The 25000-nt window shown below is 63.1% G+C and carries 25 protein-coding genes; 15 read left to right on the top strand and 10 right to left on the bottom strand.

Annotated features, from left to right (window positions below; genetic code table 11):
• Window positions 1-4: 4 nt before the first annotated feature.
• The 3 genes from NJU76_RS03170 to NJU76_RS03160 all read right to left on the bottom strand — a co-directional run bounded on the left by NJU76_RS03170 (window position 5) and on the right by NJU76_RS03160 (window position 4627).
• Window positions 5-2464 (bottom strand): DEAD/DEAH box helicase, encoded by a 2460-nt coding sequence (locus NJU76_RS03170; protein WP_254532560.1) that lies wholly within the window; start codon window positions 2462-2464, stop codon window positions 5-7.
• Window positions 2465-2562: 98 nt separating this feature from the next.
• On the bottom strand, window positions 2563-4083 hold the full coding sequence (locus tag NJU76_RS03165) for a ribonuclease H-like domain-containing protein (RefSeq protein ID WP_254531348.1): 1521 nt from the start codon (window positions 4081-4083) through the stop codon (window positions 2563-2565).
• 193 nt (window positions 4084-4276) lie between these two features.
• A complete protein-coding gene (locus tag NJU76_RS03160) occupies window positions 4277-4627 on the bottom strand; it encodes a thioredoxin family protein (protein WP_254531347.1) in 351 nt (116 codons plus the stop codon).
• Between the two features lie 220 nt (window positions 4628-4847).
• Between NJU76_RS03160 and NJU76_RS27310 the strand changes: the two genes are divergently transcribed.
• Window positions 4848-5177 carry a DUF8106 domain-containing protein gene (locus tag NJU76_RS27310; protein WP_254531346.1) on the top strand — a complete coding sequence of 110 codons (330 nt, stop codon included), beginning with the start codon at window positions 4848-4850 and terminating at the stop codon, window positions 5175-5177.
• A 295-nt stretch (window positions 5178-5472) separates the two neighbouring features.
• Here NJU76_RS27310 and NJU76_RS03150 read toward each other — a convergent pair whose 3' ends face one another.
• A complete protein-coding gene (locus NJU76_RS03150) occupies window positions 5473-5706 on the bottom strand; it encodes a helix-turn-helix domain-containing protein (protein ID WP_254532559.1) in 234 nt (77 codons plus the stop codon).
• A gap of 168 nt (window positions 5707-5874) precedes the next feature.
• On the opposite strand from NJU76_RS03150, the gene NJU76_RS03145 reads away from it, so the two are divergent.
• Entirely contained in the window at window positions 5875-6201 is a 327-nt protein-coding gene (locus NJU76_RS03145; protein ID WP_254532557.1) for a hypothetical protein, read from the top strand.
• A 112-nt stretch (window positions 6202-6313) separates the two neighbouring features.
• Here the strand turns inward: NJU76_RS03145 and NJU76_RS03140 are convergent, their stop codons facing one another.
• The 4 genes from NJU76_RS03140 to NJU76_RS03125 form a co-directional block, all read right to left on the bottom strand.
• The gene (locus NJU76_RS03140; protein ID WP_254531345.1) at window positions 6314-7120 is read right to left on the bottom strand and encodes a metallophosphoesterase; all 807 of its coding nucleotides are present in this window, start codon (window positions 7118-7120) and stop codon (window positions 6314-6316) included.
• Between the two features lie 69 nt (window positions 7121-7189).
• On the bottom strand, window positions 7190-8929 hold the full coding sequence (locus NJU76_RS03135) for a hypothetical protein (protein ID WP_254531344.1): 1740 nt from the start codon (window positions 8927-8929) through the stop codon (window positions 7190-7192).
• Window positions 8926-10197: a Single-stranded DNA binding protein gene (locus tag NJU76_RS03130; protein ID WP_254531343.1), complete on the bottom strand. Its 1272-nt coding sequence runs from the start codon at window positions 10195-10197 to the stop codon at window positions 8926-8928. The genes NJU76_RS03135 and NJU76_RS03130 overlap by 4 nt, the downstream gene beginning before the upstream one ends.
• Before the next feature lie 142 nt (window positions 10198-10339).
• On the bottom strand, window positions 10340-11335 hold the full coding sequence (locus NJU76_RS03125; RefSeq protein WP_254531342.1) for a phosphate uptake regulator PhoU: 996 nt from the start codon (window positions 11333-11335) through the stop codon (window positions 10340-10342).
• Between the two features lie 571 nt (window positions 11336-11906).
• Between NJU76_RS03125 and NJU76_RS03120 the strand changes: the two genes are divergently transcribed.
• The 13 genes from NJU76_RS03120 (at window position 11907) to phoU (ending at window position 23682) form a co-directional block, all read left to right on the top strand.
• Complete coding sequence (locus tag NJU76_RS03120) at window positions 11907-12905, top strand: PstS family phosphate ABC transporter substrate-binding protein (RefSeq protein ID WP_254531341.1); 999 nt, start codon at window positions 11907-11909, stop codon at window positions 12903-12905.
• Between the two features lie 44 nt (window positions 12906-12949).
• A complete protein-coding gene (gene pstC / locus NJU76_RS03115; RefSeq protein WP_254531340.1) occupies window positions 12950-13891 on the top strand; it encodes a phosphate ABC transporter permease subunit PstC in 942 nt (313 codons plus the stop codon).
• 49 nt (window positions 13892-13940) lie between these two features.
• Window positions 13941-15578, top strand: a complete 1638-nt coding sequence (gene pstA / locus NJU76_RS03110; RefSeq protein WP_254531339.1) for a phosphate ABC transporter permease PstA — start codon at window positions 13941-13943, stop codon at window positions 15576-15578.
• Between the two features lies 1 nt (window position 15579).
• Window positions 15580-16491 (top strand): phosphate ABC transporter ATP-binding protein PstB, encoded by a 912-nt coding sequence (gene pstB / locus NJU76_RS03105; RefSeq protein ID WP_254531338.1) that lies wholly within the window; start codon window positions 15580-15582, stop codon window positions 16489-16491.
• Between the two features lie 182 nt (window positions 16492-16673).
• Window positions 16674-17207 carry a phosphate signaling complex PhoU family protein gene (locus NJU76_RS03100; RefSeq protein ID WP_254532555.1) on the top strand — a complete coding sequence of 178 codons (534 nt, stop codon included), beginning with the start codon at window positions 16674-16676 and terminating at the stop codon, window positions 17205-17207.
• 252 nt (window positions 17208-17459) lie between these two features.
• A complete protein-coding gene (locus tag NJU76_RS03095; RefSeq protein ID WP_254531337.1) occupies window positions 17460-18434 on the top strand; it encodes a PstS family phosphate ABC transporter substrate-binding protein in 975 nt (324 codons plus the stop codon).
• Window positions 18431-19354, top strand: coding sequence for a phosphate ABC transporter permease subunit PstC (gene pstC / locus NJU76_RS03090; RefSeq protein WP_254531336.1), 924 nt, complete (start codon window positions 18431-18433; stop codon window positions 19352-19354). The genes NJU76_RS03095 and pstC (NJU76_RS03090) overlap by 4 nt, the downstream gene beginning before the upstream one ends.
• Window positions 19354-20244 (top strand): phosphate ABC transporter permease PstA, encoded by an 891-nt coding sequence (gene pstA / locus NJU76_RS03085; protein ID WP_254531335.1) that lies wholly within the window; start codon window positions 19354-19356, stop codon window positions 20242-20244. Before pstC (NJU76_RS03090) ends, pstA (NJU76_RS03085) begins: the two co-directional genes overlap by 1 nt.
• A gap of 2 nt (window positions 20245-20246) precedes the next feature.
• Entirely contained in the window at window positions 20247-21116 is an 870-nt protein-coding gene (pstB, locus tag NJU76_RS03080) for a phosphate ABC transporter ATP-binding protein PstB (protein WP_254531334.1), read from the top strand.
• A gap of 283 nt (window positions 21117-21399) precedes the next feature.
• Window positions 21400-21891: a metal-dependent hydrolase gene (locus NJU76_RS03075; RefSeq protein ID WP_254532554.1), complete on the top strand. Its 492-nt coding sequence runs from the start codon at window positions 21400-21402 to the stop codon at window positions 21889-21891.
• A gap of 157 nt (window positions 21892-22048) precedes the next feature.
• Complete coding sequence (locus NJU76_RS03070) at window positions 22049-22351, top strand: glutaredoxin family protein (RefSeq protein WP_254531333.1); 303 nt, start codon at window positions 22049-22051, stop codon at window positions 22349-22351.
• A gap of 1 nt (window position 22352) precedes the next feature.
• On the top strand, window positions 22353-22865 hold the full coding sequence (locus tag NJU76_RS03065) for a redoxin domain-containing protein (RefSeq protein WP_254531332.1): 513 nt from the start codon (window positions 22353-22355) through the stop codon (window positions 22863-22865).
• A 145-nt stretch (window positions 22866-23010) separates the two neighbouring features.
• Window positions 23011-23682: a phosphate signaling complex protein PhoU gene (gene phoU, locus NJU76_RS03060; protein ID WP_254531331.1), complete on the top strand. Its 672-nt coding sequence runs from the start codon at window positions 23011-23013 to the stop codon at window positions 23680-23682.
• 144 nt (window positions 23683-23826) lie between these two features.
• Here phoU and NJU76_RS03055 read toward each other — a convergent pair whose 3' ends face one another.
• Together NJU76_RS03055 and NJU76_RS03050 are read right to left on the bottom strand one after the other, a co-directional pair.
• Window positions 23827-24384, bottom strand: coding sequence for a hypothetical protein (locus NJU76_RS03055; RefSeq protein ID WP_254532552.1), 558 nt, complete (start codon window positions 24382-24384; stop codon window positions 23827-23829).
• 172 nt (window positions 24385-24556) lie between these two features.
• On the bottom strand, window positions 24557-25000 hold the full coding sequence (locus NJU76_RS03050) for a DUF8055 family protein (protein ID WP_254531330.1): 444 nt from the start codon (window positions 24998-25000) through the stop codon (window positions 24557-24559).

Below are 25000 nucleotides of genomic sequence, written 5' to 3'. Positions count from 1 at the left end.
CCGGTTACGAGATCGATGCGGGCGGGCGACGGTCGTCGCCTGGCTCGGCCGCCTCGTCTGTCGACTCGGTCGATCGACGATCGTCGAGCGGACGATCGCCGAGCAGCGCGTCGATCACGTCGGTCGCCGCGGGCGCGTACAGTGGCCGGTTATCGTTCCCACACCGCGGATCCATGAGACAGGCGGGACAGCCCTCGTCACGTCCACACGGGCAGTCGGTCATCAGCTCGTGAGCCCGTCGTGCGACTGCCTCGTACTCCTCGTAGATGCGCCGCGAAAATCCCAGGCCGCCCTCGACACCGTCGTAGATGAACCAGCCGCTCGATTCGGACGCGTCGGGAAGGCGGTTCGTCGCGAGGCCGCCGAGATCGGCCGCATCGACCGTCAGCTCGAGAGGTGCCACGGCGATCATCGCGTGTTCGATGGCGTGAATCCCCCCAAGGTACCCGTGGAGTCGCGGCGGCAGGTCCTGGCAGTCGTCGTTGTGGTAGTCGCTGTGCGCGGCTGTCACCGCGCGTTCGACGTCCGCCGGTACTTCAGCCCAGCACAACTGCGTTCGCATCTCGAGCGGCGGGACACCGGTCTCGAGGCCGACGGCCCGAACGTCGCCCGTGCCGATCTCCCGTTTCATGAACGTGTCGTGGTGGACCGTGACGGTCCCGTATCCCCAGTTGAGTCGGAACGAGCCGAGGTCGCGGGACTCGCGGACCTCGGTGTCGTAGATCGTCGTTCGGCGCTGTGACTGCGTGTAGTAATCGACGTCGACCGGCTCGAGTTCGACGATGGGCTGGGGGCGATCTTCCCGCAGTTCGACGACTTCGTACTGGTCGCCTCGATACAGTACCGTCGCACCTTCGTGATAGTCTCGATAGGCGCGTGCGCGTCCGATCGGCTGATGATCGAACGAGTCCGCTCCGGCGAGGCGCACCTCGAACGCGTTGCCGCTCGACGCGTAGAGGCTGATATCGCTTTGCGGCCGGTCGCGATGGGCGTACGTCACCCCGCCTTCGAGCGAGCCCTCCAGATCGCCCGTCCGTCGGCCGTACTCGACGGCCCGCTCGAGTCGGTCGATGCCACCAAATCGGGACGCGTCCTCGCGGCGCAGCGGCAGTTCCTGGGCGGCACAGCGCAGGTGCTGCAGGTAGACCGGATTGTTCTCGAGATCGACGACTGCGCTCTCGGGGGCTTCCTCGAGGAGGTATTCCGGATGACGCAGGATGTACTGATCGAGCGTCGCGTGGCTGGGGACGAACACCGAGAGCGCCTCGCGTTCGTCGCGACCCGACCGGCCGACTCGCTGCCAGAACGACTGGCGGGTGCCGGGATATCCGAGCAAGACGGTTCCGTCGATCCCCCCGACGTCGATGCCGACCTCGAGTGCACTGGTCGTCGCGACGCCGTCGAGCGTGCCGGCTTTGAGCCTGTTCTCCGTCCCGCGGCGGAATCTCTTCCCGTGACCCGCGTTGTACGCGGCGAGTTCGGTCGATCCCCGGGAGGGGAGGCCGGGGCGCTCGAGGAACTCCCGTGCCCGTCCGACGGCCAGTTCCGTCTGTTTGCGGGAATCACAGAACAACAACGAGGTGACGCCGTGATGGCAGCAGTGAGCCCAGACCTCGGGTGCCTCGACCGTTGCGGGGCGTTTGCCGGGGCTCCAGTCGGCAGTGTCGACGCGGGTCGCGCCGCCGTCGGCGTCCGCCGGCGGATCCCAGAACACCAGATGGCGACGGCCGCTGGGCGAGCCATCGTCGCCGATCACTGTCGCCGGTTCGCCGGTCAACGCGCGGGCGTGTTCGGACGGATTGCCGACCGTCGCCGTCGTCAGCACGTACTGAGGATCCCCGCCGTACCAGTCGATCACGCGCCGCGCACGCCGGAGAATCCAGGCGGCGTGCATCCCGCTGATACCCGTCCACGCGTGCGCCTCGTCGATCACGACCAGCGAGCAGTTCGCGTGGAACGACGCCCAGCGGTGGTGTCCCTCGAGATAGTGATTCAACCCCGCGAAATTGGTGATGACGACGTTCGCTTCGTCGCGAATCCGCGCTTTGTCCTCACGTTTCGTGTCGCCGTCGTACACGCCGACGGTGACGTCAACCCCGAGCGACTCGAAGAGCGCGTTTAGTTCGCGTTCCTGGTCGCGGCTGAGCGCTTTCGTCGGGTAGACGAGAAGCGCGCGCACGTCGGGGTTTTCCCTGAACCGTCGTGCGACGTGTATCCCGTAGACGTACGTCTTTCCCGAAGACGTCGACGTGGCGACGCATACGTTCTCGTCGTCTGCCAGCGCCTCGAGTGCCGCCGCCTGATGACTCCAGAGATCGACACCCAGCTTCGCTCCGAGTTCCGGCGGCAAGACCCGCTGAGCCGGCACGTGATCGGACGGTTCGGCCGGCAGGGTAATCTCCTCGTGAACCTGCCCGCGATAGCGATTCCGCGGATAGCTCTCACGGAGTTCCTCGCCGGTCATCGCAAAACCGTCCGACCCTGCGCGTTCGGTCCCGTCGTTTCTCGCTGCTGTTCCGTCCGTTCCGTCGTTCGGGTCCGGTGGTTTGTCGGTCGGCATAGTCAGAAATCGGCGAGTCCCGTTTGCGTCGTCCCGTCGGTCGGCGCTCGATTCCGTTCCGGTGTCTCCGCATCCGCCTCGAGGGGGGCGCTCGCAATCGCGTCGTAGGTCGCCGCCAGTTCCCGGACGTCCGCCTCGCAGTAGCCTCGGGCGGCGTCCCAGTCGATTTCTGACGCTCCCGCGGCCGCATCGTCGCCCGGTTCGACGGCCAGGGTACCCGGCCCCTCGAGCCGCCGTCGTATTCGTTCCGCCAGCGTCTTGCCGTCGAGGGCGGCCACGGTCCCCGACCGCGCACAGCCGAGGCCGTCGGCGACGTCCTCGAGCCGGTTCGTTCGGCCCGGCAGGACGGCGTTGTCCCGTCTCACCGCCCAGTCGTAGAGGTCGTACGCGTACACGTCCTCGTCCCAGTATTCGTGATAGTCGGGTGCGTAACGAGAGATGAACCGCTCGAGGTGTCTGTAGTCGAACGCGTGGCCATTCCAGGCGATCAGCGAGGGGGAGTCGTACTCCGCGGCCAACCACGAGACGAACTCGAGGGTCGCCGCACCCGGCTCGTCGCGAGTCAGTTCGGTGTCGACGAAGTCGACGTAGACGTCGCGTTCGGGATCGTAAACGCCAATCAACCAGAGTATCGTCGGCTGCAACCCGTCCGTCTCGATATCGACGAACAGCGGCATCGATCCCTCGGGAGCCGGCGGAACTGGCTCGTCCGTGCGACGGACTACGCGCGATTCTTCGAGCGCACGCGCGCTGGACCCAATCTCTCGAGCAGTCGATGCGCCGATGCCGTCGATCGATCGCAGTTCCACCGACGTCGCCTCGGCGACGTCTGCCCGCGTGTCGTATCCGTTGGAACGGAGTCGATCAGCAGTCGTGGGACCGACGCCGGAAAGCGCTCGGAGCCCGAACCGATCGGCCGGCACCGACGAGACCGCCACCGAACCGTGCCGGTCGCAGGTGAGGCAGGCAAGTTCGGCCGCACCGGATCGCCGCAGCGGACCGACACCCCGAATCGGCAGCCGGACGGGGTCGCCGTCGACCGTCGCGTCCCAGACGTGATCGTAACTCGCCTCGAGCGCGCCCGTGAGGAACGTCGTCGTCGCGCTCGTCCGAGATTGGTAGCGGGCGATGGCGTCGCGGCCAGAGAGAGTTACGTCGAGCGAAACGGCGTCGGTCGTCAGTTCGAGGTCGTCACAGACGACGAAATCGGCGTTCCACGTATCGCCGGTGGTGTCGACCTGCTCGTCGGCCGGATCCCCGAGCAGCAATGCGGCGCTCGAGAACGTAATCGAGACTCCGGCCACCGTTTCGGTTCGTATTTTAGCTGGGCCGCCGGCGAAGACGACTGGACCGTCGAACGATCGGCGAAGGCGGCTGACGACTCTCGCGTCCGATCGCTCGCGGGCGACGTAAACCAGGTCCGGATCGAAGTGCTCGAGCAGGTCCCGGAGCGCCGGGGCCCCGAAATCGGCGACGGCGTCGCAACGGAGTCCCAGTAGTTCGACACCTTCGGCCGCGGTCATGGCGAAGGAATGCGTGTGGGCCGCTATAAGCGTTCGTGGACTCGAACGAGTGCGAGCAGCGACGGGGCAACGGAAACGAGAGTGGGAGATTCGAGCGCGGCAGACACGGGAGACGGGACGAGATTCCGTTTCGCTGCATCCACGGATCGGTAGCATCGAGATAACTTGGGCCGGACGCGTACGACCTCGCGCGTTACACCGTCTCAGCTGCGTGGGGCACGTGTTCGGCCAGGAAATCCGTCACCGCATCGCCACCCTGGAATCCCTCGGCCAGACGGGCGACCTCGCCTCCGTTCTCGAAGAGAATCAACGTCGGCACCGACCGAACGTCGAATCTGTCGACGAGCGCATTGTCGGTGCCGGGATTTACCATCCCGATCGAGATTTGCGTCGCGCGGGCGACGTTTCCCAGTACCGGTTCCATCGCCTGACACATCGCACACCCGCTGGTGTAAAACTCTACGAGTGCCACGTCGTGGGTCTCGACGAATGTGTCGACGTCGTCGCCCGTCTCGAGTCTGGTCGGTTTATCGGTCGCGATCATGTTGTCACGTACGGACCGCTCGCAAAAACCGATGGCGGATTCGGGGACGGACGGTCGCTACCGACAATCGACCAGGCGGTGGGTGGTCGACAGTCACCACCCTTGCGATTCATCGTCTCCAGACTAACGATAGCGGCGTTTCGTCGAGTCATCGGCCGAGTGGGTCGTGTGAACGAATCACGATGGGTGACTTTATGCTTGGCAATCGTATCCCTGCGCGATGACCCGGCCCGCATCCGACCCCGTGGACGGTGCGCCGACGCGTCGAAAAGCGACACTGTTCTGCTGGGAATGCGATCACACGAATCCCATCGACGGTGACTGGGTATTGCAGTCACGGCCGACGTTCGTCGCATACATCTGCCCTGATTGCGAGACTACGCTCGGGAAGCGACCACGGCGGCGCCCGTCGAAACCGAGCGTCGCGGCTACGAGACCGATCGTGGCGTGGCGAGAGGCGTTTCGAGTGTCGGCGACCGTCTGGCGGGCCAGCGTAGACGCCAGCACCTCGAGTCTGGTTGCCCTGTTCGGCGCGTCCGGACGCACATAGCCGGTCGACGGTCCGATTGCGCTCGTCGCCACCGACCACCGGGTCAACGCTACGCGTACTGATTCCCGGCTACGGTCCAGCGGCCCGTTACGTCGACCGGCGACGGGTGACACTCCGAGCGCCATCCACGTCGCGACTTCGAACGTACTCTCGAGGCGTTCTGATCCGAACGGTCTCGAGAGCGGGTTCAACCGAAGTCGTCGCTGAACCCCATCACTACGGAGTGTACGACTGATTGCGATGGAACCGTGAACGGACCGAAAACGGGGGCGTCGGCGACGTCGCCGCGTGGCGATCAGTTCGTGACGACGAACTCGTCTCCCATCCGATCGACGTAGCCCGTACTCGAAAGCGAGTTCAGGACGGAGAGGATGTTGATCTTTTTCATCGCAAGTATCTCTCCTAACTCCTCGACTGTCGCACCGCCGGTCGCGTCGAGATAGATGTACACTAGTTTCGCTCGCGCCGATTCCAGCCCCTCGGGAACCGGATCGATCTTCGTCGCAGAACGGTGTTTCTGTGATGTCATTGTCATCAGGACGGACCTCACTCTGGTATATAAATCTACACGTAGTGGGGAACTAAAGAATACTAGGTCTCAATAGAGGCTACGTCAGCATGTCACAGACTATGCTGTCCCGCGCGGCTCGAAGCGAGACGTTTTAGAGTGGCCGTACGCACACTCGCATCGACAAAGATGACCGCGGACGAACGGCCGTCGGTGCCGGCGGAACTGGACCGAACGGGGTGCGAGGCGCTCCGAGAACTCGAGGGTCGAGACGCGTCGACGCTCCGCGCAGCAGGGCGCTATCTCGAAGAACTGGCGGCGTGGACGGAGCGACGGGGCGCCGACGACGAGGGTGACGAGGGAACACATGCGACGGCGGACGCCGATTCGATCGCACTTCCCGACCGCGTTCCCAAACGCGCGAGCGTTTCGGTGACGACGATCGGCGGGACCGAATACCGGTACTACCAGTGGCGCGAGGGGGACGAAATCCGATCGGAAACCGTCCGGCGGTGACCGCTGCCTCCCCGGCTCAGGCGTTGCTTCTCGCGCGGTCCGAACACCGGTCCGCCGAGCGCGGCCCAGAACCTGATCACGTTGGTGACCATCGGATCGTGGTGCCGAACCGTTACACTGACTCGTACGGACCCAGTCGCGTCCCGTCCAGCAGGTAGGCCTCTCCGTCGGCCAGCCCCGCAGGCAGGAACGGCGACAGAAACGACTGTCCGGGTACGTTGATCCACGTCCCGCCGACGAGATCGTTGAACGCCGGAATGACAACCACCCGAGGCGGCGTTTCGTCCGCTCGCTCGAGCCACGTGACGTCCTCGTACTCGAGACGGTCACGAAACGGAGCGGGATCGAGTCGACCGCGCAGCCACGCTCGCTCGACGCGGCTGCCACCGATCTTGTCTTCGAGTCGCACGCAAGGGTGTTCGTGACCCAGACAGACGACATCGGACTCGAGAACCTCCTGTGAGGGCCACGTGTGGCCGTGACAGACGCCGATGTCGCCGAGTGCGATGCCGTCGCCGGGAACGACGTCGATATCGGTGTCGATGTCGATGCCGTCACCATCGGTGAGCCAGGTTTCGATGCGTCCGTCGTGGTTGCCCTTGACGACGGTCACCGCCACGTCGTCGGGAAGAGACTCGAACAGCACCTCGAGTTCGCCGCGCTCGGCCCCGCCCGGGTCGCCGATCGAGTGCATGAGATCCCCAAGCACGAGTAGACGATCGGGGCGGATACGCTCGAGCAACGAGGCGAGACGTTCGCGGCGCTCGGGGGCGCGGCTCGGAACGTCGACGCCGTGTTCGTATCGTAGGCCGGCCTCGTATCCGGCGTGGTAATCGGCGACGAGGAGGGCCTGCTGGGTGCCGACGGTCGCGGTGGCGGCCGGTTCATCGGGAATCGGCTGGACGAGCGGTGCAGTCATCGACGATCACACGGTCGATCCGACCGATCCGATCCATCCGACCGAGACGACTCGTCTCCCATCGAACGGTTAGATCGCTTTCAGCGTCTCGTCGTCGGGTTCGTAACATTGGCCGCCCATCAGTGCGTCCTGGATCGCGTCCTCGACCTCGTCCGTGGACGCGCCGGTGTCAGCAGCAACCGTTTCGATGACGGTCCCTCGAGCGGCGCCGTCTCCGTCGTCCAGTTCCGCCATCGTCTCGACGACGTAGCTCTCCAGGTCGACGTCGGCTGCCGGTTCGTCGTCCGCTGGCTCATCGGCGGTTTCGTCCGCTAGTTCGACGCCGGCCGCGGAATCCACCTCCGCTGGAGCCGCAGTTTCGTCAGTGTCAGGCTCGTCCGGTGCATCGGCCGCTGTCTCGGCCGATTCCGGCTCCTCGGGGTCGGCTGGCGCGTCAGCGACGGCGTCCTCGAGTCCGGATTGGGGCGGTGCGCCGAGGTCGTCGGTTGCCGATCGGTCGGTCGACGCTTCGTCCGAATCGGGAGTATCGATGTCGGCTTGGCCGGGGTCGTCGACTTCGCTCCCGGTCGTAAACTCAGTCCCGAATTCGGCTTCGAGTTGGTCGCGTTCCTCGTCGTCCATCTCGTACATGCCATCGTCGACATCGACGTCGCCGGCGTCGAAATCGCCGAGGTCGCCGTCCTCGCCGGTCTCGCCGACGGCAGTTGTCTCGTCGTCGACCGCGATCTCGGTCTCCGTCCCGGTGGTGTCGGAATCGGCGGTCGAAGCCGGCGATTCGGCTTCGGGCTCGGAACGTTCCGCGGGCGGCGTGTCTCCCTCGTCGGTCTCCGGTTCCGCGTCGGTGCCCTCGAGCGTCTCTGCGGCTGATTCACCGGTCGTCGATTGTGTCTCGGCACCGGCGGCATCGGTCCCGGTGCCGGTGGCCGTCCCTGCTGCTGAGCCCGGGTGTGCGTTTGCCGATGTGGATTCGGCCTCGGGGCTTGCCGCCGCCGTTACACGTCCCGACGTTGCGGCCAGCTCCGAATCCGGCTCGTCGTGCACGTCGAGTTCGTCGAGACCGACGTCCGCGAGTTCGGCCAGCGCGACGAAGGTCGCGTCGGACTCGGGATTCGTGTCCCCCGGTAAGACGTCGACCCCGCTCACCTGATCGCGCTCGTCCGCGATGACTTCACACGCCTCGAGCGCACGCTCCCGCAGCGCCGCGAGGTACGACGTCGTCGTCCCGTAATGGTTCCGTGCGAGCGGAATCCCTGCGGCGAAGCCGGATTCGACGCCCGCCTCGAGGAGGGCGTCGGTCAGCGCGTCGTCAGGTCCGTCAATTCGAGCGGCCGACGCGTAGGTGCCGATACGCTCGAGCGTCTGTTCGGCTGCGCTGACGACCCAGCGGTCGCGGGTGTCGGCGTCGACTGTGGCGATGCTCTCGGGTCGAATCGAGGTGTAGACGCGATCGGAATCGTCCGGCTGGAAGGTCCGCGCCTTGCCCGTGACTGCGACGAAAGCGGGCGGCTCGACCTGCTCGAGGAACGCCAGTTCGTCCGGCTGGTACTGGCCGGCGTACACGACGAACGCGCCGGTCGGGTCGACGATCCGGGCGCGAACCATCTCGTCGTTGACCGACGTGACCTCGGTGAGCGTGCCGACGGCGAAGACGCGGTTGAGTCTCGCGCCGGTCGGCGAGATCACGTAGTTCGGTGCCCGTTCTTCGTCGCTTTCGGCGTACGAGAGTGAGGCGTCGTCGTACTCCGTCGCGAGCAGCCTGTAGGCGATTTCCCGCCCAGGAATCTCGTCGTCGGTCCCGTTCGCGCTCATACGTTCACCCCCTCGAGGACGGCCGTCGCACGATCGGCCGGATCGTCATCACTTTCTTCGAACGTTTCGGCGTCCAGGTTCGCGCCGTACTCGTCGACCGAGAGGTGACCGCGCACGCGGTACTCGCGGCCGACGATGCACTCGCGGATCGTATCCGCGACGACCTCCTGATCCATGGCTTCGCGGGCCTGGTTTAAAGCGTCGTCCAGGGTGCCGCCGTAGACCCGTTCGGTCAGTTCGTCGTCGAGGATGACGGTGACGGTTCCGGTACCGTCGTCGAGGATCGCTTTGATCCGAAGGTCGTCGATCCCGTCGACGTCCCCGTGCGTCCGACACTGTCCCTTCTGGATGACGCGATAGCACTCCGGACAACGCTGGATCAGGCCGGACCCTTCCCGGACGGCGAGGACGTTGCCGCCCACTTCGACGTCGTAGACGCCGCCCGTCCGGACGGCCTCCCCGACGGTCATGCTCACCGCGTCGCTGCCGACGTCGACCGTCCGGTCGAGTCCGGTGACCGTCGAGAACGCCGAGACGTTGAGTTCGGGAACGCCGCGAAATTCCTGGACGTACGCGTTCTCGATTCGAACCGATCCGCCCTCCTCGATTTCGGGCGACGGATCCCAGTTCGTGAACGGGAGTCGACCGCTCTCGTCGCCGAAGACGCCGCTCAGAATGTCCGTCTCGCCGTCGCGGCCGTCGATCGTTCGGCGCTCGCACTCGAGGACCGACACCTCGACGGTGACCGCGCGGTCACCGGTCTGGAGGTCGGCCAGTCGCGCGTCGCCACCGATTTCGTGGGAGACGTCGACCGGTTCTTCCTCGAACGAGAGCGACGTGCTCTCTCCGAAGTTGAGTTCGGGTTCGCCGTCCCACTCGCGGACCCCCGCGTTCCCTGCGGTGATCGTCTCTCCCGGCGAGAGGCCGAAGTCCTCCCATGCCGTGTAGTCGATCGCACCGGTCTCGTCGGCCAGTCGACCTTCGACGATGACGTGATCCGATCCCTGGTAGCGGATCGATCGTTTGCCCGCCGTCAGGACGACGCCGGTGACGGTAACGGAGCCGTCGTCGGGTGTGATTTCGGCGATTTCCTTCGCCGACGGAGTCCCGCCGCCGCCCGAACCGTCGCCGTACTTCCGCCGAAGGCTCTGTTTCGCCTCGTCGAACGGGACGCTGTACTCCACCAGGTTCTGCAAGTCGGATTTGACCTCCTCTTTGTCGACACCGAGGTCGGAGGCGAGGTCCTCGGCATGATCGTCGAGTTCCATCAGCGGCAATTCGAGTCGGGGCTTCAAAAGCGTTCCCGCAGGAGGGTGGAAGTGAACGAACGGATCTCGAGGCGTGTGCGTGACCGTCCACGGTGGGTGAGCGATGACCTCCGAATGCGGACGTGAGCCAGCGAAATTCGAATCAGGGTCGTGGCGCGGCCTTCTGTAGCGCCGTTTCCGCGATATTTCCGCCGTAGTCGGCGCTTCTGGACAGCGAGTCGACGATTAGCCCGAGCGACTGGGCTTGCACCGAGTCGAGGTCCCGAAGCATGTTGTCGACCTGTCGGGTGTGTTCGTCGATCTCGAGGATGGCTTCGCGGGCGTCGTGGCCGAGTCGCGTCGCCTCGTCGGTGTCGTCGGCGAACAGCGCGTCCATCGACGTTTCCAGGATCGTCGATGTGTCCGCCTGAAGGTCCTCGAGCGCGTCGGCGACCGGCTCGGGAATCTCGTTGAGTTTGAGCGCGAGGTTGCTGATCTTCGTCGCGTGGTCGGCGACGCGTTCGAGCTGGCGGGCGCTCGAGTGGAAGTCGAAGCAGTCTTCGCGAGGGACACCGAGTTCCTCCGCTGCACGTGGGGATCGAAGGGTCGCACGGAAGATTCGCGAGACGACCAGCCAGAGGCGGTCGACGTCGTCGTCTCGCTCGATGACGTCGTGGGCGATGTCGTCGTCGTTGTCGATCAGTGCCCTGACGGCGTCCTCGAGCATCGATTGGGATATCAATCGCATGCGCGTGACGGCGTTAAGGATCGACAGTTCGGAGGAATCGAGGAGGTCCTGGATGACCACGCTATCGGTCGTCTCCTCGAGTACCTCGACGCCGACCAGCCCCTGTGTCGCGCTGCGGATCGCCCGTCGCTGGTCCGTCGTGATTCGGCCCGCCTCGAGCCTGATGATGTCGAAGCCGCTGACGTACATGGTCATCACGGCCCGCGTGAGTCGGTCGCCCTCCAGATTCGAGACGTCGAGCGTTCCTTCCTGCCGATGCGACTCGCTCTTGGGTGTCAACAGGAGGGTGTCGTCTTCGGGATAAAATTCGACGGTCGTGCCCGCGCTGACCTCGTTTTCGGTCGCCCACGTTTTGGGGAGCGAAACCGTGTACGTCGACCCGCCCGTCACCTGCACCTTGCGCGTCTCCATGTGGCGGCCTTTCGACCGCTCGAATATAAATATACATGGATCTATAGAGTGACGACGAAAGCGCGGGATTGTCGCCCGTAATGGGCTGAAAATGGCGGTAACTGACACTCCGTTTTCGTCAGAATATCACTTCGAAGAGTTACCAAATATACTTGCGCCTCGTATTGGGTAGCGATCGGAATAGTTCCGTATACGGTATGGTTGACACCGTCCTCGTTCCTTCATCGCCGGGAGGAAATCGTCCCTCTCGACCCACCCACGACCGTCAGCGGCGCTCCGATCGAACCGGCGATAGCCGCGCAATCCGTTCTCTCGAGCGCGGCGACAAACGACTCCCGTCGGGAACGGTCGCCCTAGAGCTGCGCTGTCCGCGAGAGGAAACGACGATCCGTCTGCGGCAAGCACCAGCGAATATCTCCGGTACGGTGTCTCGAGAACCTCGGACTGGAAGGCACTGAACCCGGTTTGTTCTACTGACACCAGTGCACTACTATATAGAAGTATGTGATCACTGACCAGTATATATCGTTCATAGCATCCCTTTTTTATAGCCTCTCGAATCAACCACGTGATGGCAGACAACCAGTTCGGACGCGACGCAGTATCGCGACGGGAGTTTATGGCCGCAACGGGAGCTGTGAGCGCAGTCGCTATCGCGGGCTGTACCGAGAACACCGGGGAAGGCAACGGAAACGGAGGGAACGGCAACGGCGGCGGTGACCTCTCCGGTCAGGTCATCGTCAAGGGGTCGAGTACCGTCTTCCCGATTTCCGATGAGATGGCACAGCGATTCATGGACGAGAATCCGGGCGTCAACGTCACGGTCGACTCAACCGGCAGTGGCGGCGGATTCGAGAACCATTTCTGTCCCGGCAACGCGGACATCAACGGCGCTTCCCGGCCGATCAAATCCGAGGAAGAAGATCACTGCGCAGAGAACGACGTCACTCCGATTGAGATGCACATCGCGGGCGACGCGCTCACGATGGCAGTCAGCCCCGACAACGACTGGGTCGACTGCATGTCCTTCGACGAAATGGAGCAGATCTGGGGCGAGAACGCCGCCAGCACGTGGTCCGAGGTCAACTCCGACTGGCCCGACGAGGAGATTCTGCGCTACGGACCCGACACGACCTCCGGAACCTACGACTGGTTCACCGCGAACGTCAGCGGCGGCAGCCACACCACCGACTACGAGGGGACCGAGGACGACAACACGATTATTCAGGGGCTCACGAACAGCCCGTACGCGATCGGGTACTTCGGCTACGCATACTACGCCGAGAACCAGGACCGCGTCAAGGCGCTCGACGTCAAAGAGACCGAGAGCGACGACTGCGGCACGCCCGACCTGCAGGCGGCCAGCGAAGGGACGTACCCGATGGCCCGCCCGCTGTTCATTTACCCCTCCGAGGAGGCCGTCCAGCGCGAGGAGGTCTACGAGTTCCTGAAGTTCTACCTCGAGAACAGCAACGCCAGCTGGATCGCAGACGACGTCGGGTACGTTCCCTCGAACCAGGATATGGTCGACGAGAACATGAGCGCGCTCGATAACGCCGCAGGCAAGTAACGCGAACGACCGATCCGATTTTCCGGAGAGAAAACGAACAGAACATGGGTGACACATCAGTCGACGCTGATCTCACGCGATCGGCACACGGGAGAGTTGCAAAGGAACGGATTTATCACGGACTGTTGTTCAGTTGCGCGGCGCTGACAGTCTTCGTAACGATCAGTATCGCCACTACGCTGGCGGTCGACGCCGTCGAGTTCTTCCAGCGGGTGGACCCGTACGCGTTCTTCACCGGGACGGAGTGGGTGCTCCGGAGCGAGGACCCGATTCTCGGAATCCTGCCGCTCGTGACCGCCACGCTCATCGTGACGGTCGTCTCGGCGATGGTCGCGATCCCGATCGGCACGGCGGCCGCGGTCTACCTGAGCGAGTACGCCAGCGCGCGGACGAGATCGGTCCTCAAACCGGCGCTCGAGATCCTCGCCGGAATTCCGACCGTCGTCTACGGCTTCTTCGCGCTCGTCTATTTGACGCCGTGGCTCCAGGAGATCGGGCTCGATCTGAGCCTGTTCAACCTGTTTTCCGCGTCGATCATGGTCGGAATCATGATCATTCCGATGGTTTCGTCGATCAGCGAGGACGCCATGAGCGCCGTCCCGGACTCGCTCCGACAGGCGGGATACGGCCTCGGTGCCACGAAGTTCGAAGTCTCGACGAAAATCGTCATCCCCGCGTCGGTCTCGGGGATCTTTTCGTCGTACATCCTGGCGTTGTCGCGGGCGATCGGTGAGACGATGATCGTGGTCGTCGCTGGCGGGAGCCGGGCGCGAATGCTCGACCCGACGAACCCGCAGTCGAACCTCTTCAACTCGGGACAGACGATGACGAGTGCGATGGTGCAGGCGGTGACGACGGACCTGTCCGGCGGCACGGCCGGCTACTATTCGATGTTCGCGATCGGGCTGACGCTGTTCGCGATCACGTTCGCGATGAACCTGCTCAGCAACCGCATCGCAGCACGCTACCGGGAGGAGTATCAATGAACCGGACTCTCATCGCCGACGAGGCGACCGAATCGGGGGTGACTTACTGATGGCCACCACCGACGAATCCGTCGACGCCTGGTTCGGCACGGACGGACAGGTGAGCCAGCTCCGCGGCCGACTGTTCAAAGCCGGCTGTCTCGGCGCAACCGTGCTGACCCTGTTTCTCGTCTTCGTGTTCCTCGTCTACGTCGCCATCGACGCGATCGAACCCCTGTCAGCCGACCCTGGCTGGTGGGTAACGGTCGTCGTGTTGGTCCCGGTACCGGCGCTCGTCCTGGCGGGCTATTACTATCGATACGACCCGGCGGCGGGCGAAGTGGCGTATACGTCGCTCGGCCTCCCGATCGCGACGACGTTGCTCGCCGGCGGCGTCGTAATTTTCTTCAGGCACATCCTGTCGCCCCACGAGTGGCTCGCACTCGTCGCGGCTACGGGTATCGCCGTCGGCCTGACCGAGCTGTACGGTCGGGTTCGCGACACCGATTCGTACGATCGCACTCTGATCGCGGCGGTCGTCTTCGTCGTTTCGATCGTCGGCGTTCCGGGCGCGATCCCGAGCCTCCGTACCCTGATCCTCTCGCTTCCGGTGTTACCGACGGAGTCGCTGTCACTCGTCGGGACGTTTGCCGTGCCGATTGCCGCGGTGGCCGGCTGGCATATCGGTCGCGTTCGCGAGAGCGACCGTGCCGGCCTACTCGCCAGCGGTGCGACGGTCGCTATGGCGGCTCTCGGCATCGTCGCGGGTCCGCTCGTCGGGATCGGAGCGATGGCGTGGATCGTTTTGACGGCAATCGTCGTCGTCCCGATCGGACTATATGTCGAGCAGGTTATCAGACGGGGGAACGGCATTTCCGGCCTGGCCTTTCCCGTCGTAATCGGCGCCGGCGTCCTCGGTAGCGCCCTTCTCGCGGATATCGTTGGACTCGCCGGCCCGACCGTCTGGCTCGACTGGAGTTTCCTCACCGAAGTCCACGACACGACGCCCCGCGAGGCCGGGATTTATCCGGCACTCGTCGGATCCGTGATGATGGTCATCGTGATCGCCGTCGCCGCGTTCCCCGTGGGCGTCGGCGCAGCGATCTATCTCGAGGAGTACGCTCCCAACGGGGGCCTACTGGGAAAAGTCGTCGAACTGATCGAGATCAACATCGCGAACCTGGCCGGCGTTCCCTCGGTCGTCTACGGACTACTCGGTCTCGCGCTGTTCGTCAAGATCGGCGGGCTACAGCCGGGTATCGTGGTCGTCGGTGGACTGACGATCGGGTTGCTCATCCTGCCGATCATTATCGTTTCCTCCCAGGAGGCTATTCAGGCGGTTCCCGATTCGCAGCGGCAGGCTGCCTACGGGATGGGTGCGACGAGGTGGCAGACGGTCCGGACGGTCGTGCTGCCACGCGCGATGCCCGGGATACTGACTGGCACGATCCTCGCGCTCGGCCGCGCGATCGGTGAGACGGCACCGCTGTTGATGGTGGGCGTCGCGGCGGTCGTTCGCATCCCGCCGCGGTCGTTCTTCGGGCTGTTCAGCGCGATGCCGCGACAACTGTACGCTTGGGCCCAACTGGCGAAACCCGAGTTTTATCACGGGGTTCTCGCTGCGGGAGTGCTCACCCTGCTCGTCGTCTTGCTGATGATGAACGGCACTGCGATCCTCCTGCGCAACAAGTACCAGAGACGAGATTGAGATGGCACGAAAAGACACACCAAAGGCCGACGACAGTGTCGAACAGCGAACGGACGGCAGCGGATCTACCGTCCCGGAATCAATGACTCAGTCCGACTCCGGGACCACACCACTGCTCGACGAGTCGTTCGACATGGACGGCCGATCGACGGTAGCAGACAGCGACGCGATCATCGAATCGCGCGATCTGAACGTCTTCTACGACGAGACCCGGGCGCTCGACGGAGTCGACATCCAGATCCCGGACAACTGTGTTACGGCGCTCATCGGCCCCTCGGGGTGCGGGAAGTCGACGTTCCTCCGGTGTATCAACCGGATGAACGACCTCATCGATAGCGCCGGCGTCGACGGCGAGCTGCTGTTCGACGGGAAGAACGTCTACGACGACGACGTCGATCCGGTCGCACTCCGCCGGAAGATCGGAATGGTCTTCCAGTCGCCCAACCCGTTCCCGAAGAGCATCTACGACAACGTGGCGTTCGGACTGGAAGTCCAGGACATGGACGTCGACGTCGACGAGACGGTTCACAGCGCCCTCGAGCGGGCGGCGCTGCTCGAGGAGGTCGAAGACCAACTCGATTCGAGCGGACTGGACCTCTCGGGTGGGCAGCAACAGCGATTATGTATCGCCCGGGCCATCGCACCCGACCCTGACGTGATCTTGATGGACGAACCGGCCTCGGCGCTGGACCCGGTCGCGACCTCGAAAATCGAAGATCTGATCGAGGACCTCGCCGAGGAGTATACGGTCGTCATCGTCACCCACAACATGCAGCAGGCTGCCCGGATCTCCGATAAGACCGCCGTCTTCCTGACCGGCGGCGAACTCGTCGAGTTCGACGACACCGACAAGATCTTCGAGAACCCGGAGCACGACCGCGTCGAGGACTACATCACCGGCAAGTTCGGGTGACAAACGATGACGCTCGAGGGCTTTCGGGCACGGCTCGAGCGCCTTCACGAAGCCGTCATCGCGCTGGGTGACCTCGTCCGGGAACAACTCGCCGACGGATTCACCGCGCTCTTTACCGGTGATGAGCGCTCGCACGAACGGTCGTCTCCGGGGATCGAACCGTCAACCATCGCACCCTCGAGATCGAAGGCGAGTGTCTCGAGTTGCTCGCGCTCCAACAGCCGGCTGCGGGCGATCTCCGGATCGTCGGCGCAGCGTTCAAGATCGTTACAGACCTCGAGCGCGTCGGCGATCTCGCGACGAATCTGGCCGAGTACGCGCTAGACGGCTCCGAGTCGTCACCGCTTCCCAACACCGATTACGAGCGGATCGCCGCGCCCGCGCTGGAACTCGTCGAGCACGCGACCGACGCCTTCTCGGCCGCGGATTCGGCGGCCTGTTTCGCGGTTGCGGATCGAGATGACGAACTCGACTCCCGCTGTGTCGCCGGTACCGAGCGAGCCGTCAGGACCTGCATCGAACTGCAGATCGACGCAACAGACACCCAAGCGATCCAGGGCGAGTCCGGTACTTTCTCGTCAGCGTATGACGTTCTTGCCGACGTCTCGCAAACGCTCGTAATCGTTCGGGACGTGGAGCGGATCGGCGATCACGCAGTGAACGTGGCCGCTCGGACGCTGTACGCGATCGAAAGTAGCGACGAGTTACTCTTCTGAAAGCGCGTTTTACCCGGTCTGAGGGCGCACGTACCTGATCTATATATCTCGTCTCTATTTCTGCAACGTATAGTCCGGTTTCGGATGGTTTTTGTTTGGCAGAGAATGACCACCGACAACTGTTGTCATACGTATGCGTTGAACGGGCCCCCTCGTCAGTAGCCCCCATACCGACAGTCTAGAATCTGGATACATACTACTATATAGAACTAATAGTAGTATATTTACCTACTCTGTGACTTCGATCCGGTGATGTCGAGAGATACCACGGCGTCTCTGCCGGCCACTCACGGTCGGCGAGATTTTCTCGCCGCGGCGAGCGTTGCTCTCTCCGGCGGATTGGCCGGTTGTACCGGCGTCTTCGCCACAGAGGGCAACCAGGTGAACATCGCGGGAAGTAGTACGGTATTTCCCGTGACCGAGGCGATCGCCTCCGCGTTCTCGGAAGAATACCCCACCGTCAACCTCTCGCTCAGCAAGACGGGGACGGGTGGTGGGTTCGGGAACTTCTTCTGTGCGGGACGAACCGATATTAACAACGCGAGTCGAGCGATCGCCGACGCCGAAATCGAACAGTGTGGGAGCAACGACGTGACGCCGATCGAATTCCAGATCGCCACAGACGCGCTGACGGTCGTGGTCAATCCGAACGCCGACTGGGTCGACTGCCTCACCGTCGAACAGCTCCAGCAGATCTGGAGCGCCGACGGTGCCAACCGTTGGAGCGATATCGACGACGAGTGGCCCGATCAAGAGTTCGAGCTATATGGCGCCGCGACGACATCGGGGACGTTCGACTACTTCAACGAGGCCATTCTCGGCGAGGAATTGAACCACCGAAACGACTACTACGCCACCGAACGCGATCGAACGATCGTTCAGGGGGTCCGCGGGTCAGAAGCTGCGATGGGCTACTTCGGATTCTCGTACTACAGCGAGAACCCCAATCGGATCAAGGCGGTCTCGATCGATAATGGGAACGGCTGCGTCGAACCGTCGATCGAGACGGCAAAATCGGGCGAGTACAAACCCCTCTCGCGACCGCTGTTCATCTACGTCGCGAAGGAATCGCTCGCGGAGTCCGCCGTCCGAAACTTCGTCCGGTTTTACATGAAACGAGCTGCGACGGATCTGGTCTCAGAGGTCGGTTATGTGCCGATCACCGAAGAACAGCGCGATGAAAACCTCGAGAAACTCGATGCGCAGATCGCGGAGGTGACTGGATGAGCGTTCCTGACTTCTCCCACGACGGGATCCGGACGGCCCGCGGAACGCTATTTCGGTATCTGTTCAAACTGTGCGCGCTGCTTTCGATCCTGACGACCATCGCGATCTTGCTGACGCTCCTCGTCGACGCGGTCGACTTCTTCAGGCTCGTCTCGCCCGTAGAGTTCTTCACAGGAACGCAGTGGACTCCGACAAACGAACCGATCTCGTTTGGCGTTCTCCCGCTGATTTCTGGGACGCTGATCATCACGATCGGCTCGGCGATGGTCGCGCTTCCGATCGGTCTTCTCACGGCGATCTATCTCAGTGAATATGCTTCCGAGCGCCGGCGGGCCTATCTCAAGCCGGCACTCGAGGTGCTGGCCGGCGTCCCGACGGTCGTCTACGGCTACTTCGCACTCGTGTACGTCACACCGGCTCTGGATCGGTTCCTGCCGCTGTCGACGTTCAACGCGTTGTCGGCGTCGATCATGGTTGGAATCATGATCATCCCAATGGTTTCCTCGATCAGCGAGGACGCGATGAGCGCGGTTCCCGATTCGCTGCGCCAGGCCAGTTACGGCCTCGGCGCAACGAAGTTCACCGTCTCCACGTCGGTCGTGGTGCCGGCGGCACTGTCCGGAATCTTCTCGTCGTTCATCCTCGCGCTCTCGCGAGCGATCGGCGAAACGATGATCGTCGCAATCGCGGCCGGCCAGACACCACGGATGATCGACCTGACCGATCCGGCGGGGATGTTCCTCAATTCGATCCAGCCGATGACCTCCGCGATGGTGCAGATCGGAACGGGCGACATCGTCGGCCAGGGCGCCGCGTACAAGAGTCTCTTCGCGGTCGGGCTGACTCTCTTCGTCATCACCTTCGCGATGAATCTCGTCAGTGAACTCGTCGCATCGCACTACCGGGAGGTGTATCGCTAATGGCGGCCGATACGCGCGAAAACGCAGTGGATACTGGTTTCGGACAGATCAGCCGAACGAAAGACGTCGCGTTCCGTCTGCTCGCGCTCGCGGCAACGCTCATCGGGATCGTTTCGCTCGCGGCGTTGCTCCTGAACGTCGCCGTCGACGCCGTCGGCTGGCTCGACTGGGGATTCCTCACGAGCCCGCCGCATCCGAATCCGAACGAAGCTGGATTCCTGCCCGCACTCGTCGGTTCTGTCGCGATCATGCTCTTGATCGCGCTGATCACCTTCCCGGTCGGTGTCGGCGCCGCGGTCTACCTCGAGGAATACGCCGACGACGGGTACCTCACGCAGTTCATCCAGCTCAACATCGCCAACCTCGCGGGCGTCCCGTCGGTCGTCTACGGCCTACTGGGGCTGGGACTGTTCATCGGGTTCTTTAATATCGGATACGGGTCGGTGCTGGCCGCGGCGTTTACCATCGCCCTGCTCATCCTGCCGATCGTGATCATTTCGGCCCAGGAAGCGATTCGGGCCGTCCCGGACTCACAGCGGCAAGCGTCCTATGGGATGGGCGCGACGAAGTGGCAGACGATTCGCAATGTCGTGTTGCCGCGGGCGATGCCTGGTATCATGACGGGGACCATCCTCGCGCTCGGCCGCGCGATCGGCGAGACGGCGCCGCTGATCATGATCGCCGCCCCGACGACGGTCTTTGGTATCCCAAACAGCTTGCTCAGCAAGGTCAGCGCGATGCCCCTGCAGATCTACAACTGGGCGTCGTACCCACAAATGGAGTTCCAGTACGGCGTCGTCGCCGCCGGTGTCGTCACGCTGCTCGTCGTCTTACTAACCATCAACTCGATCGCGATCATCATCCGGAATCGATATCAACAGCGCACGTAACAATGACTAACAAACAGATGACTTCCTCGGAAACGGAACCGACCGACGACCAACCAGCCCCGACGCCGGGAACCGACACCCTCGTGACGGACAGCGACGCCGGCGAGCGCACGACGACGGATCGAACGCTGCTCGAGGCGCGCGATCTCGACGTCTACTACGGCGACGAACAGGCACTCCGGGGCGTCGACATCGAAATTCCCGAAAAGCAGGTCACGGCCGTCATCGGCCCGTCGGGGTGTGGGAAGTCGACGTTCCTCCGGTGTATCAACCGGATGAACGACCTCGTCGACGCCGCCCGCGTCGACGGCGAACTGCTGTTCGACGGGAAGAACGTCTACGACGACGACGTCGATCCGGTCGCACTCCGCCGGAAGATCGGAATGGTCTTCCAGTCGCCCAACCCGTTCCCGAAGAGCATCCGCGACAACGTCGCCTACGGACTCAAAGTCCAGGGCAAGGACGCTGACATCGACGAGACGGTCCACAGCGCCCTCGAGCGGGCGGCGTTACTCGAGGAGGTCGAAGACCAACTCGATTCGAGCGGACTGGACCTCTCGGGTGGGCAGCAACAGCGATTATGTATCGCCCGGGCCATCGCACCCGACCCTGACGTGATCTTGATGGACGAACCGGCCTCGGCGCTGGACCCGGTCGCGACCTCGAAAATCGAAGATCTGATCGAGGACCTCGCCGAGGAGTATACGGTCGTCATCGTCACCCACAACATGCAGCAGGCTGCCCGGATCTCCGATAAGACCGCCGTCTTCCTGACCGGCGGCGAACTCGTCGAGTTCGACGACACCGACAAGATCTTCGAGAACCCGGAGCACGACCGCGTCGAGGACTACATCACCGGGAAATTCGGATAAGGGAGAGACGCACCCCTCGAACAGGTCGTTCTAGAACTACGTTCGATTCATGGTTTCGATATCGTCGGCTCGTTTCGGTACTACCGCCGTACCGTTTTGGTCACCATCGTCGGTCCGCGGTGTCACCATCGTCGATCCATTTTGACGAGACCACTTTGGTGCGTGTGCAGAGGAAACACTTCCTCGCGGATCGGCATAACTGCTCGAGACAGTCTCTAACTCCTGTCAGTGACGGATACTTACCATGCAGTTTATCCGTTACCACAGCATGCCATATGTGCACATGGTCGCCGACGGGGTCCATATCTTGATCAGCCTGGCACTGGTGATGATTATCTTTCGATCGAGACAACACGAACCGTACCTCGTTACGGCACTCGCCGCCGTCGTTCCGGACATCGACGTCATCGTCTTTCGACCGTTGGCGACCCTCGGATACGCCGAGGGCGTCCTGTGGGCCCATCGGGGATTGACACACTCGTTGCTAGCTGGGGTCGTCGTCATCGGTTTCCTCTCCATGTTCGGCCCCTGGCGGGCTGCCGCTATCGGATACGGTTCACACCTCGTCTTCGATTCGCTGACCGGCGGGGTCCGACTGTTCGCCCCGTTCGATCCCACGCTGTACGGGGTTTCCGTAGACTGGCTGCTCCTGAACCTGGTAACGTCGGCATTCGCAGTGACCGTTCTCCTCGGCGGTATGTTCGCCACGAAGTACGATTTCGAGTACGGGGCTTCCTCGTTCGCCCCGAAACCGGTGTTCGACTGGTTTCAGTAGCGCCGTCGTGTTGGGCCGCTCTCGATCGCTTTTCGGACCACCGATCGCTCGAGCGCGTTCACCTGCTCTTCGGAGACGCTCGATCGTCCCCGGGATAGTTCCGCGAGCGACTCCCGCGGGGGTGATAGTTTAAGGGATCCGGTCTGCTATCCTCGTCATGGCCGAACCGACCGGATTCGACGGCGATGATCCGACAGTGACACTGTATCGACTGCACGGTTGTCCGTATTGCGAACGAGTCGTGCGACGACTCGAGCGATACGACGTGTCGTACAGCTCCCGGTTCGTCGCCGGCGAACACAGTCGGCGTGACGCCGTCAAACGCGTCGCGGGCACGCGGTCGGTTCCCCTGTTGATCGATCGGGAGCGAGGGGTTACGATGTCGGAAAGCGGCCAGATCGTCGAGTACCTCGATCGAAAGTACGGCACCGAGACGGCCGCCGACGAGGAGGGTGTCTAACGTGGCCGACTTCGAACTGATCGAGTTTCCGCCGTCGAACCATCCCGTCGAGGGGGACCCCGTGCCGGACTTTACACGCCCGCTCGTCACGGAGGAATACTGGGAGGACATCTCACTATCCGCCCTCGCCGAGAACGCCGGATCCATCCTACTGGTATTCTACCCGTTGAACTGGGGCGGAAAATCGCTGTACTGGTGGACGGAGATTCAGAACCGCGAGTGGGGGAACGCCGACGTCGCAGTCGTCGGCGTCGGAATTTCACAACCGTTCGACCACCAGCGGTTTATCGAAGCAAGGGGACTGGAGTACCCGCTCTACTCGGATCCCGGAAACGGCGTCGCGGAACGGTACGACATCGTTCACGACCTCGATGGAATGGCCGGAATCGCCGAACCACGACCGGCGGTCTTTCTGATCGACGCCGATCTGACCGCCCAGTACGTCTGGGTCGCTGACGAATGGCCCGAGTCGCCGCCGTACGACGAGGTCGAGTCGGCACTGGCACGGTCGTAAGCCGGTGTCGACCGGGGCGGTGGTCGCGCCTGCGAGCGGAGTTTGACGAGTCACCGCAGGGGTGGACGACTGTCTCGTCCGACCCCGTGGCCGTCCCGGAGGTTCGCACGCAGCCTTTATCACGGACGGACGAGGTGTCATAGATATGGCCAGACAATCGTACCAGGAGAAACTCACGGAGCTTCGTGAGGATGTTCTCTACATGAGCGAAGTCGTAATGGAGCGACTTCGGATGGGACTCGACGCGTTAGAGCAGAAAGACGAGGAACTCGCCCGCGAAGTGATCGAAGGTGACGGCGAGGTCAACCGGATGTACCTCGACCTGGAACAGGACTGTATCGACCTACTCGCGCTCCAACAGCCGGTCGCGAGCGACCTTCGGTTTATCGCGGCATCGTTCAAGATCATCACCGACTTAGAGCGAATCGCCGACCTCGCGACCAATCTCGGCGAGTACACGATCGAGGCCGAACGGGACCTGTTCCCGGACGTCGACGTGCAGGAAATGGGCGAATTGACCCTCGATATGCTCGAGGAGGCGATGGTCGCCTACGACTCCGAAGATACCGATCGATGTCGACAACTGGCCGCCCGCGACGACGAACTCGATCGCTTCGCCGAACGAGCCAGCGAAATCGTCGTTCGTGACCTCATCGAACGCGAACTCGAGTCGCCGAACGAGGTCGAACAGTTGCTACAGGACGTCTCGCGCCTTCTGTTGACGATACGTGATCTCGAGCGCGTCGGAGACCATACGGTCAACATCGCCGCGCGGACGTTGTACATGGTCGAAAACGACGACGAACTCATCTACTGACCCCGATCGGCACCGAGACTCGCTCGTCGGTTGAGGCCGGTACCGGATCGCGGTACCCACAGCTCGCTGCCCCGGAGCGATACCACCGATGGCTGGCCAGAACCGATCGCGACGGTTTGTATTCGGAATCGATCGCGACGGTTTCTATCCGGTCATGTTCCCGCCGGTTTCGTTCCCGCCGGTTTCGTTGCCAGTTTCGTTCCCGCCTGTTTCGTTGCCGCCGCCATTTCCACCGCCGCCACCGCCGATCTGGAGTTCGCCTTCCATATTCGGGTGTGGCTGGCAGTTGTAGGTGGCCATATCGCTACTGGCGGTGAAATCGATGAACTGTCCGTCACCCGGGTCTGAGGTCGGGTCCCCGGTCGTGAGATCGTCGATGACCTCTCCGTTGGAGTCTCGGATCTCCATGTTGTGGGCCGCGCCGTCGCCTTCTGTCCATCCGATCGTGTAGTCTTCGCCTTCCTGCAAAACGAGGGGCGGGTTCTGCTCGCCCTCGATCGAGGACGGTGCGAGACCCTCCCAGTAGCTGGTTTGACCGCTGAACTCAATCTCCGTTCCGGGATCGATTTCGATGCCGCCGCCACCGCCGCCGTTACCGCCACCGCCATTGCCACCACCGCCGTTGCCGTTGCCGTTACCGCCGCTACCACCGCAACCGGCGACGAACGCCGTCGATGTCGCGACACCTGTTAGCTTGAGCATCCGCCGTCGAGATACCGTCTCGTCTCGTGTCATCATATCGATTTTGTGCTCGCCGGGAATATACGAATACCCGTCAAGTGCGTGGGAGTCAAATACGGGCGGGTCTGTAACGGGAAGGATCGGCGATTACGCCACGTTCAGCGTGTGAAATACGCACACGACTCGCCCGCGATCACCGCGTCGGTTGCGACCTCGACTCGCGTTTCGGAACGCAGGTCAACAACTGTGTCGTATCGACGATATTTCTCGTCTCGAGCAACACCTCCGCGGCTTCCCGAACGGTGAACTCGGCCTCGAGTTCGACGCCGTGACAGCGCGCGTAACACTCGAACCAGCGATTCATCGCGACCTCGAGTGCGTCGAATTCGTACTCGCTAAACGGGACCAGTCGACCGCCGGTGCGGGCTTCCACGTAGAGCCAGATAGCCTGACCAGCGCCGTCGCGAAGGTAGCGGTCGGCGTCGTCGGGATCTGTATGGACCGCGGTTCCGGCCGGCGAACGGCTGGCGGCGTCTGCGCCGCTGGCACCTCCCGAACGGGAGGCTGCCTCGAGCGCAGCTCGTTCGCGCTCGGCACGGCGGGCGAGCGCGGCGATTCGGGGGCCGTACCGGCTCAC

Source organism: Natrinema gelatinilyticum (assembly GCF_024266705.1).
GTDB lineage: Archaea > Halobacteriota > Halobacteria > Halobacteriales > Natrialbaceae > Natrinema > Natrinema gelatinilyticum.
Note: the sequence above shows the minus strand (reverse complement) of the source record. Positions and strands in the feature narration are given on the sequence as shown.

What these genes read in the sequence shown, in the direction of transcription:
- pstA (WP_254531339.1), top strand. Translation starts at nt 13,941, where the DNA reads ATGGCCACCACCGACGAATCCGTCGACGCCTGGTTCGGCACGGACGGA.
- NJU76_RS03165 (WP_254531348.1), bottom strand. Translation starts at nt 4,083, where the DNA reads ATGACCGCGGCCGAAGGTGTCGAACTACTGGGACTCCGTTGCGACGCC.
- NJU76_RS03145 (WP_254532557.1), top strand. Translation starts at nt 5,875, where the DNA reads ATGACCGCGGACGAACGGCCGTCGGTGCCGGCGGAACTGGACCGAACG.
- NJU76_RS03170 (WP_254532560.1), bottom strand. Translation starts at nt 2,464, where the DNA reads ATGACCGGCGAGGAACTCCGTGAGAGCTATCCGCGGAATCGCTATCGC.
- NJU76_RS03135 (WP_254531344.1), bottom strand. Translation starts at nt 8,929, where the DNA reads ATGAGCGCGAACGGGACCGACGACGAGATTCCTGGGCGGGAAATCGCC.
- NJU76_RS03130 (WP_254531343.1), bottom strand. Translation starts at nt 10,197, where the DNA reads ATGGAACTCGACGATCATGCCGAGGACCTCGCCTCCGACCTCGGTGTC.
- NJU76_RS03125 (WP_254531342.1), bottom strand. Translation starts at nt 11,335, where the DNA reads ATGGAGACGCGCAAGGTGCAGGTGACGGGCGGGTCGACGTACACGGTT.
- NJU76_RS27310 (WP_254531346.1), top strand. Translation starts at nt 4,848, where the DNA reads ATGACCCGGCCCGCATCCGACCCCGTGGACGGTGCGCCGACGCGTCGA.
- pstB (WP_254531334.1), top strand. Translation starts at nt 20,247, where the DNA reads ATGACTAACAAACAGATGACTTCCTCGGAAACGGAACCGACCGACGAC.
- NJU76_RS03095 (WP_254531337.1), top strand. Translation starts at nt 17,460, where the DNA reads ATGTCGAGAGATACCACGGCGTCTCTGCCGGCCACTCACGGTCGGCGA.
- NJU76_RS03150 (WP_254532559.1), bottom strand. Translation starts at nt 5,706, where the DNA reads ATGACATCACAGAAACACCGTTCTGCGACGAAGATCGATCCGGTTCCC.
- NJU76_RS03160 (WP_254531347.1), bottom strand. Translation starts at nt 4,627, where the DNA reads ATGATCGCGACCGATAAACCGACCAGACTCGAGACGGGCGACGACGTC.
- phoU (WP_254531331.1), top strand. Translation starts at nt 23,011, where the DNA reads ATGGCCAGACAATCGTACCAGGAGAAACTCACGGAGCTTCGTGAGGAT.
- pstB (WP_254531338.1), top strand. Translation starts at nt 15,580, where the DNA reads ATGGCACGAAAAGACACACCAAAGGCCGACGACAGTGTCGAACAGCGA.
- pstA (WP_254531335.1), top strand. Translation starts at nt 19,354, where the DNA reads ATGGCGGCCGATACGCGCGAAAACGCAGTGGATACTGGTTTCGGACAG.
- NJU76_RS03140 (WP_254531345.1), bottom strand. Translation starts at nt 7,120, where the DNA reads ATGACTGCACCGCTCGTCCAGCCGATTCCCGATGAACCGGCCGCCACC.
- pstC (WP_254531340.1), top strand. Translation starts at nt 12,950, where the DNA reads ATGGGTGACACATCAGTCGACGCTGATCTCACGCGATCGGCACACGGG.
- NJU76_RS03120 (WP_254531341.1), top strand. Translation starts at nt 11,907, where the DNA reads ATGGCAGACAACCAGTTCGGACGCGACGCAGTATCGCGACGGGAGTTT.
- NJU76_RS03070 (WP_254531333.1), top strand. Translation starts at nt 22,049, where the DNA reads ATGGCCGAACCGACCGGATTCGACGGCGATGATCCGACAGTGACACTG.
- NJU76_RS03075 (WP_254532554.1), top strand. Translation starts at nt 21,400, where the DNA reads ATGGTCGCCGACGGGGTCCATATCTTGATCAGCCTGGCACTGGTGATG.
- NJU76_RS03055 (WP_254532552.1), bottom strand. Translation starts at nt 24,384, where the DNA reads ATGCTCAAGCTAACAGGTGTCGCGACATCGACGGCGTTCGTCGCCGGT.
- pstC (WP_254531336.1), top strand. Translation starts at nt 18,431, where the DNA reads ATGAGCGTTCCTGACTTCTCCCACGACGGGATCCGGACGGCCCGCGGA.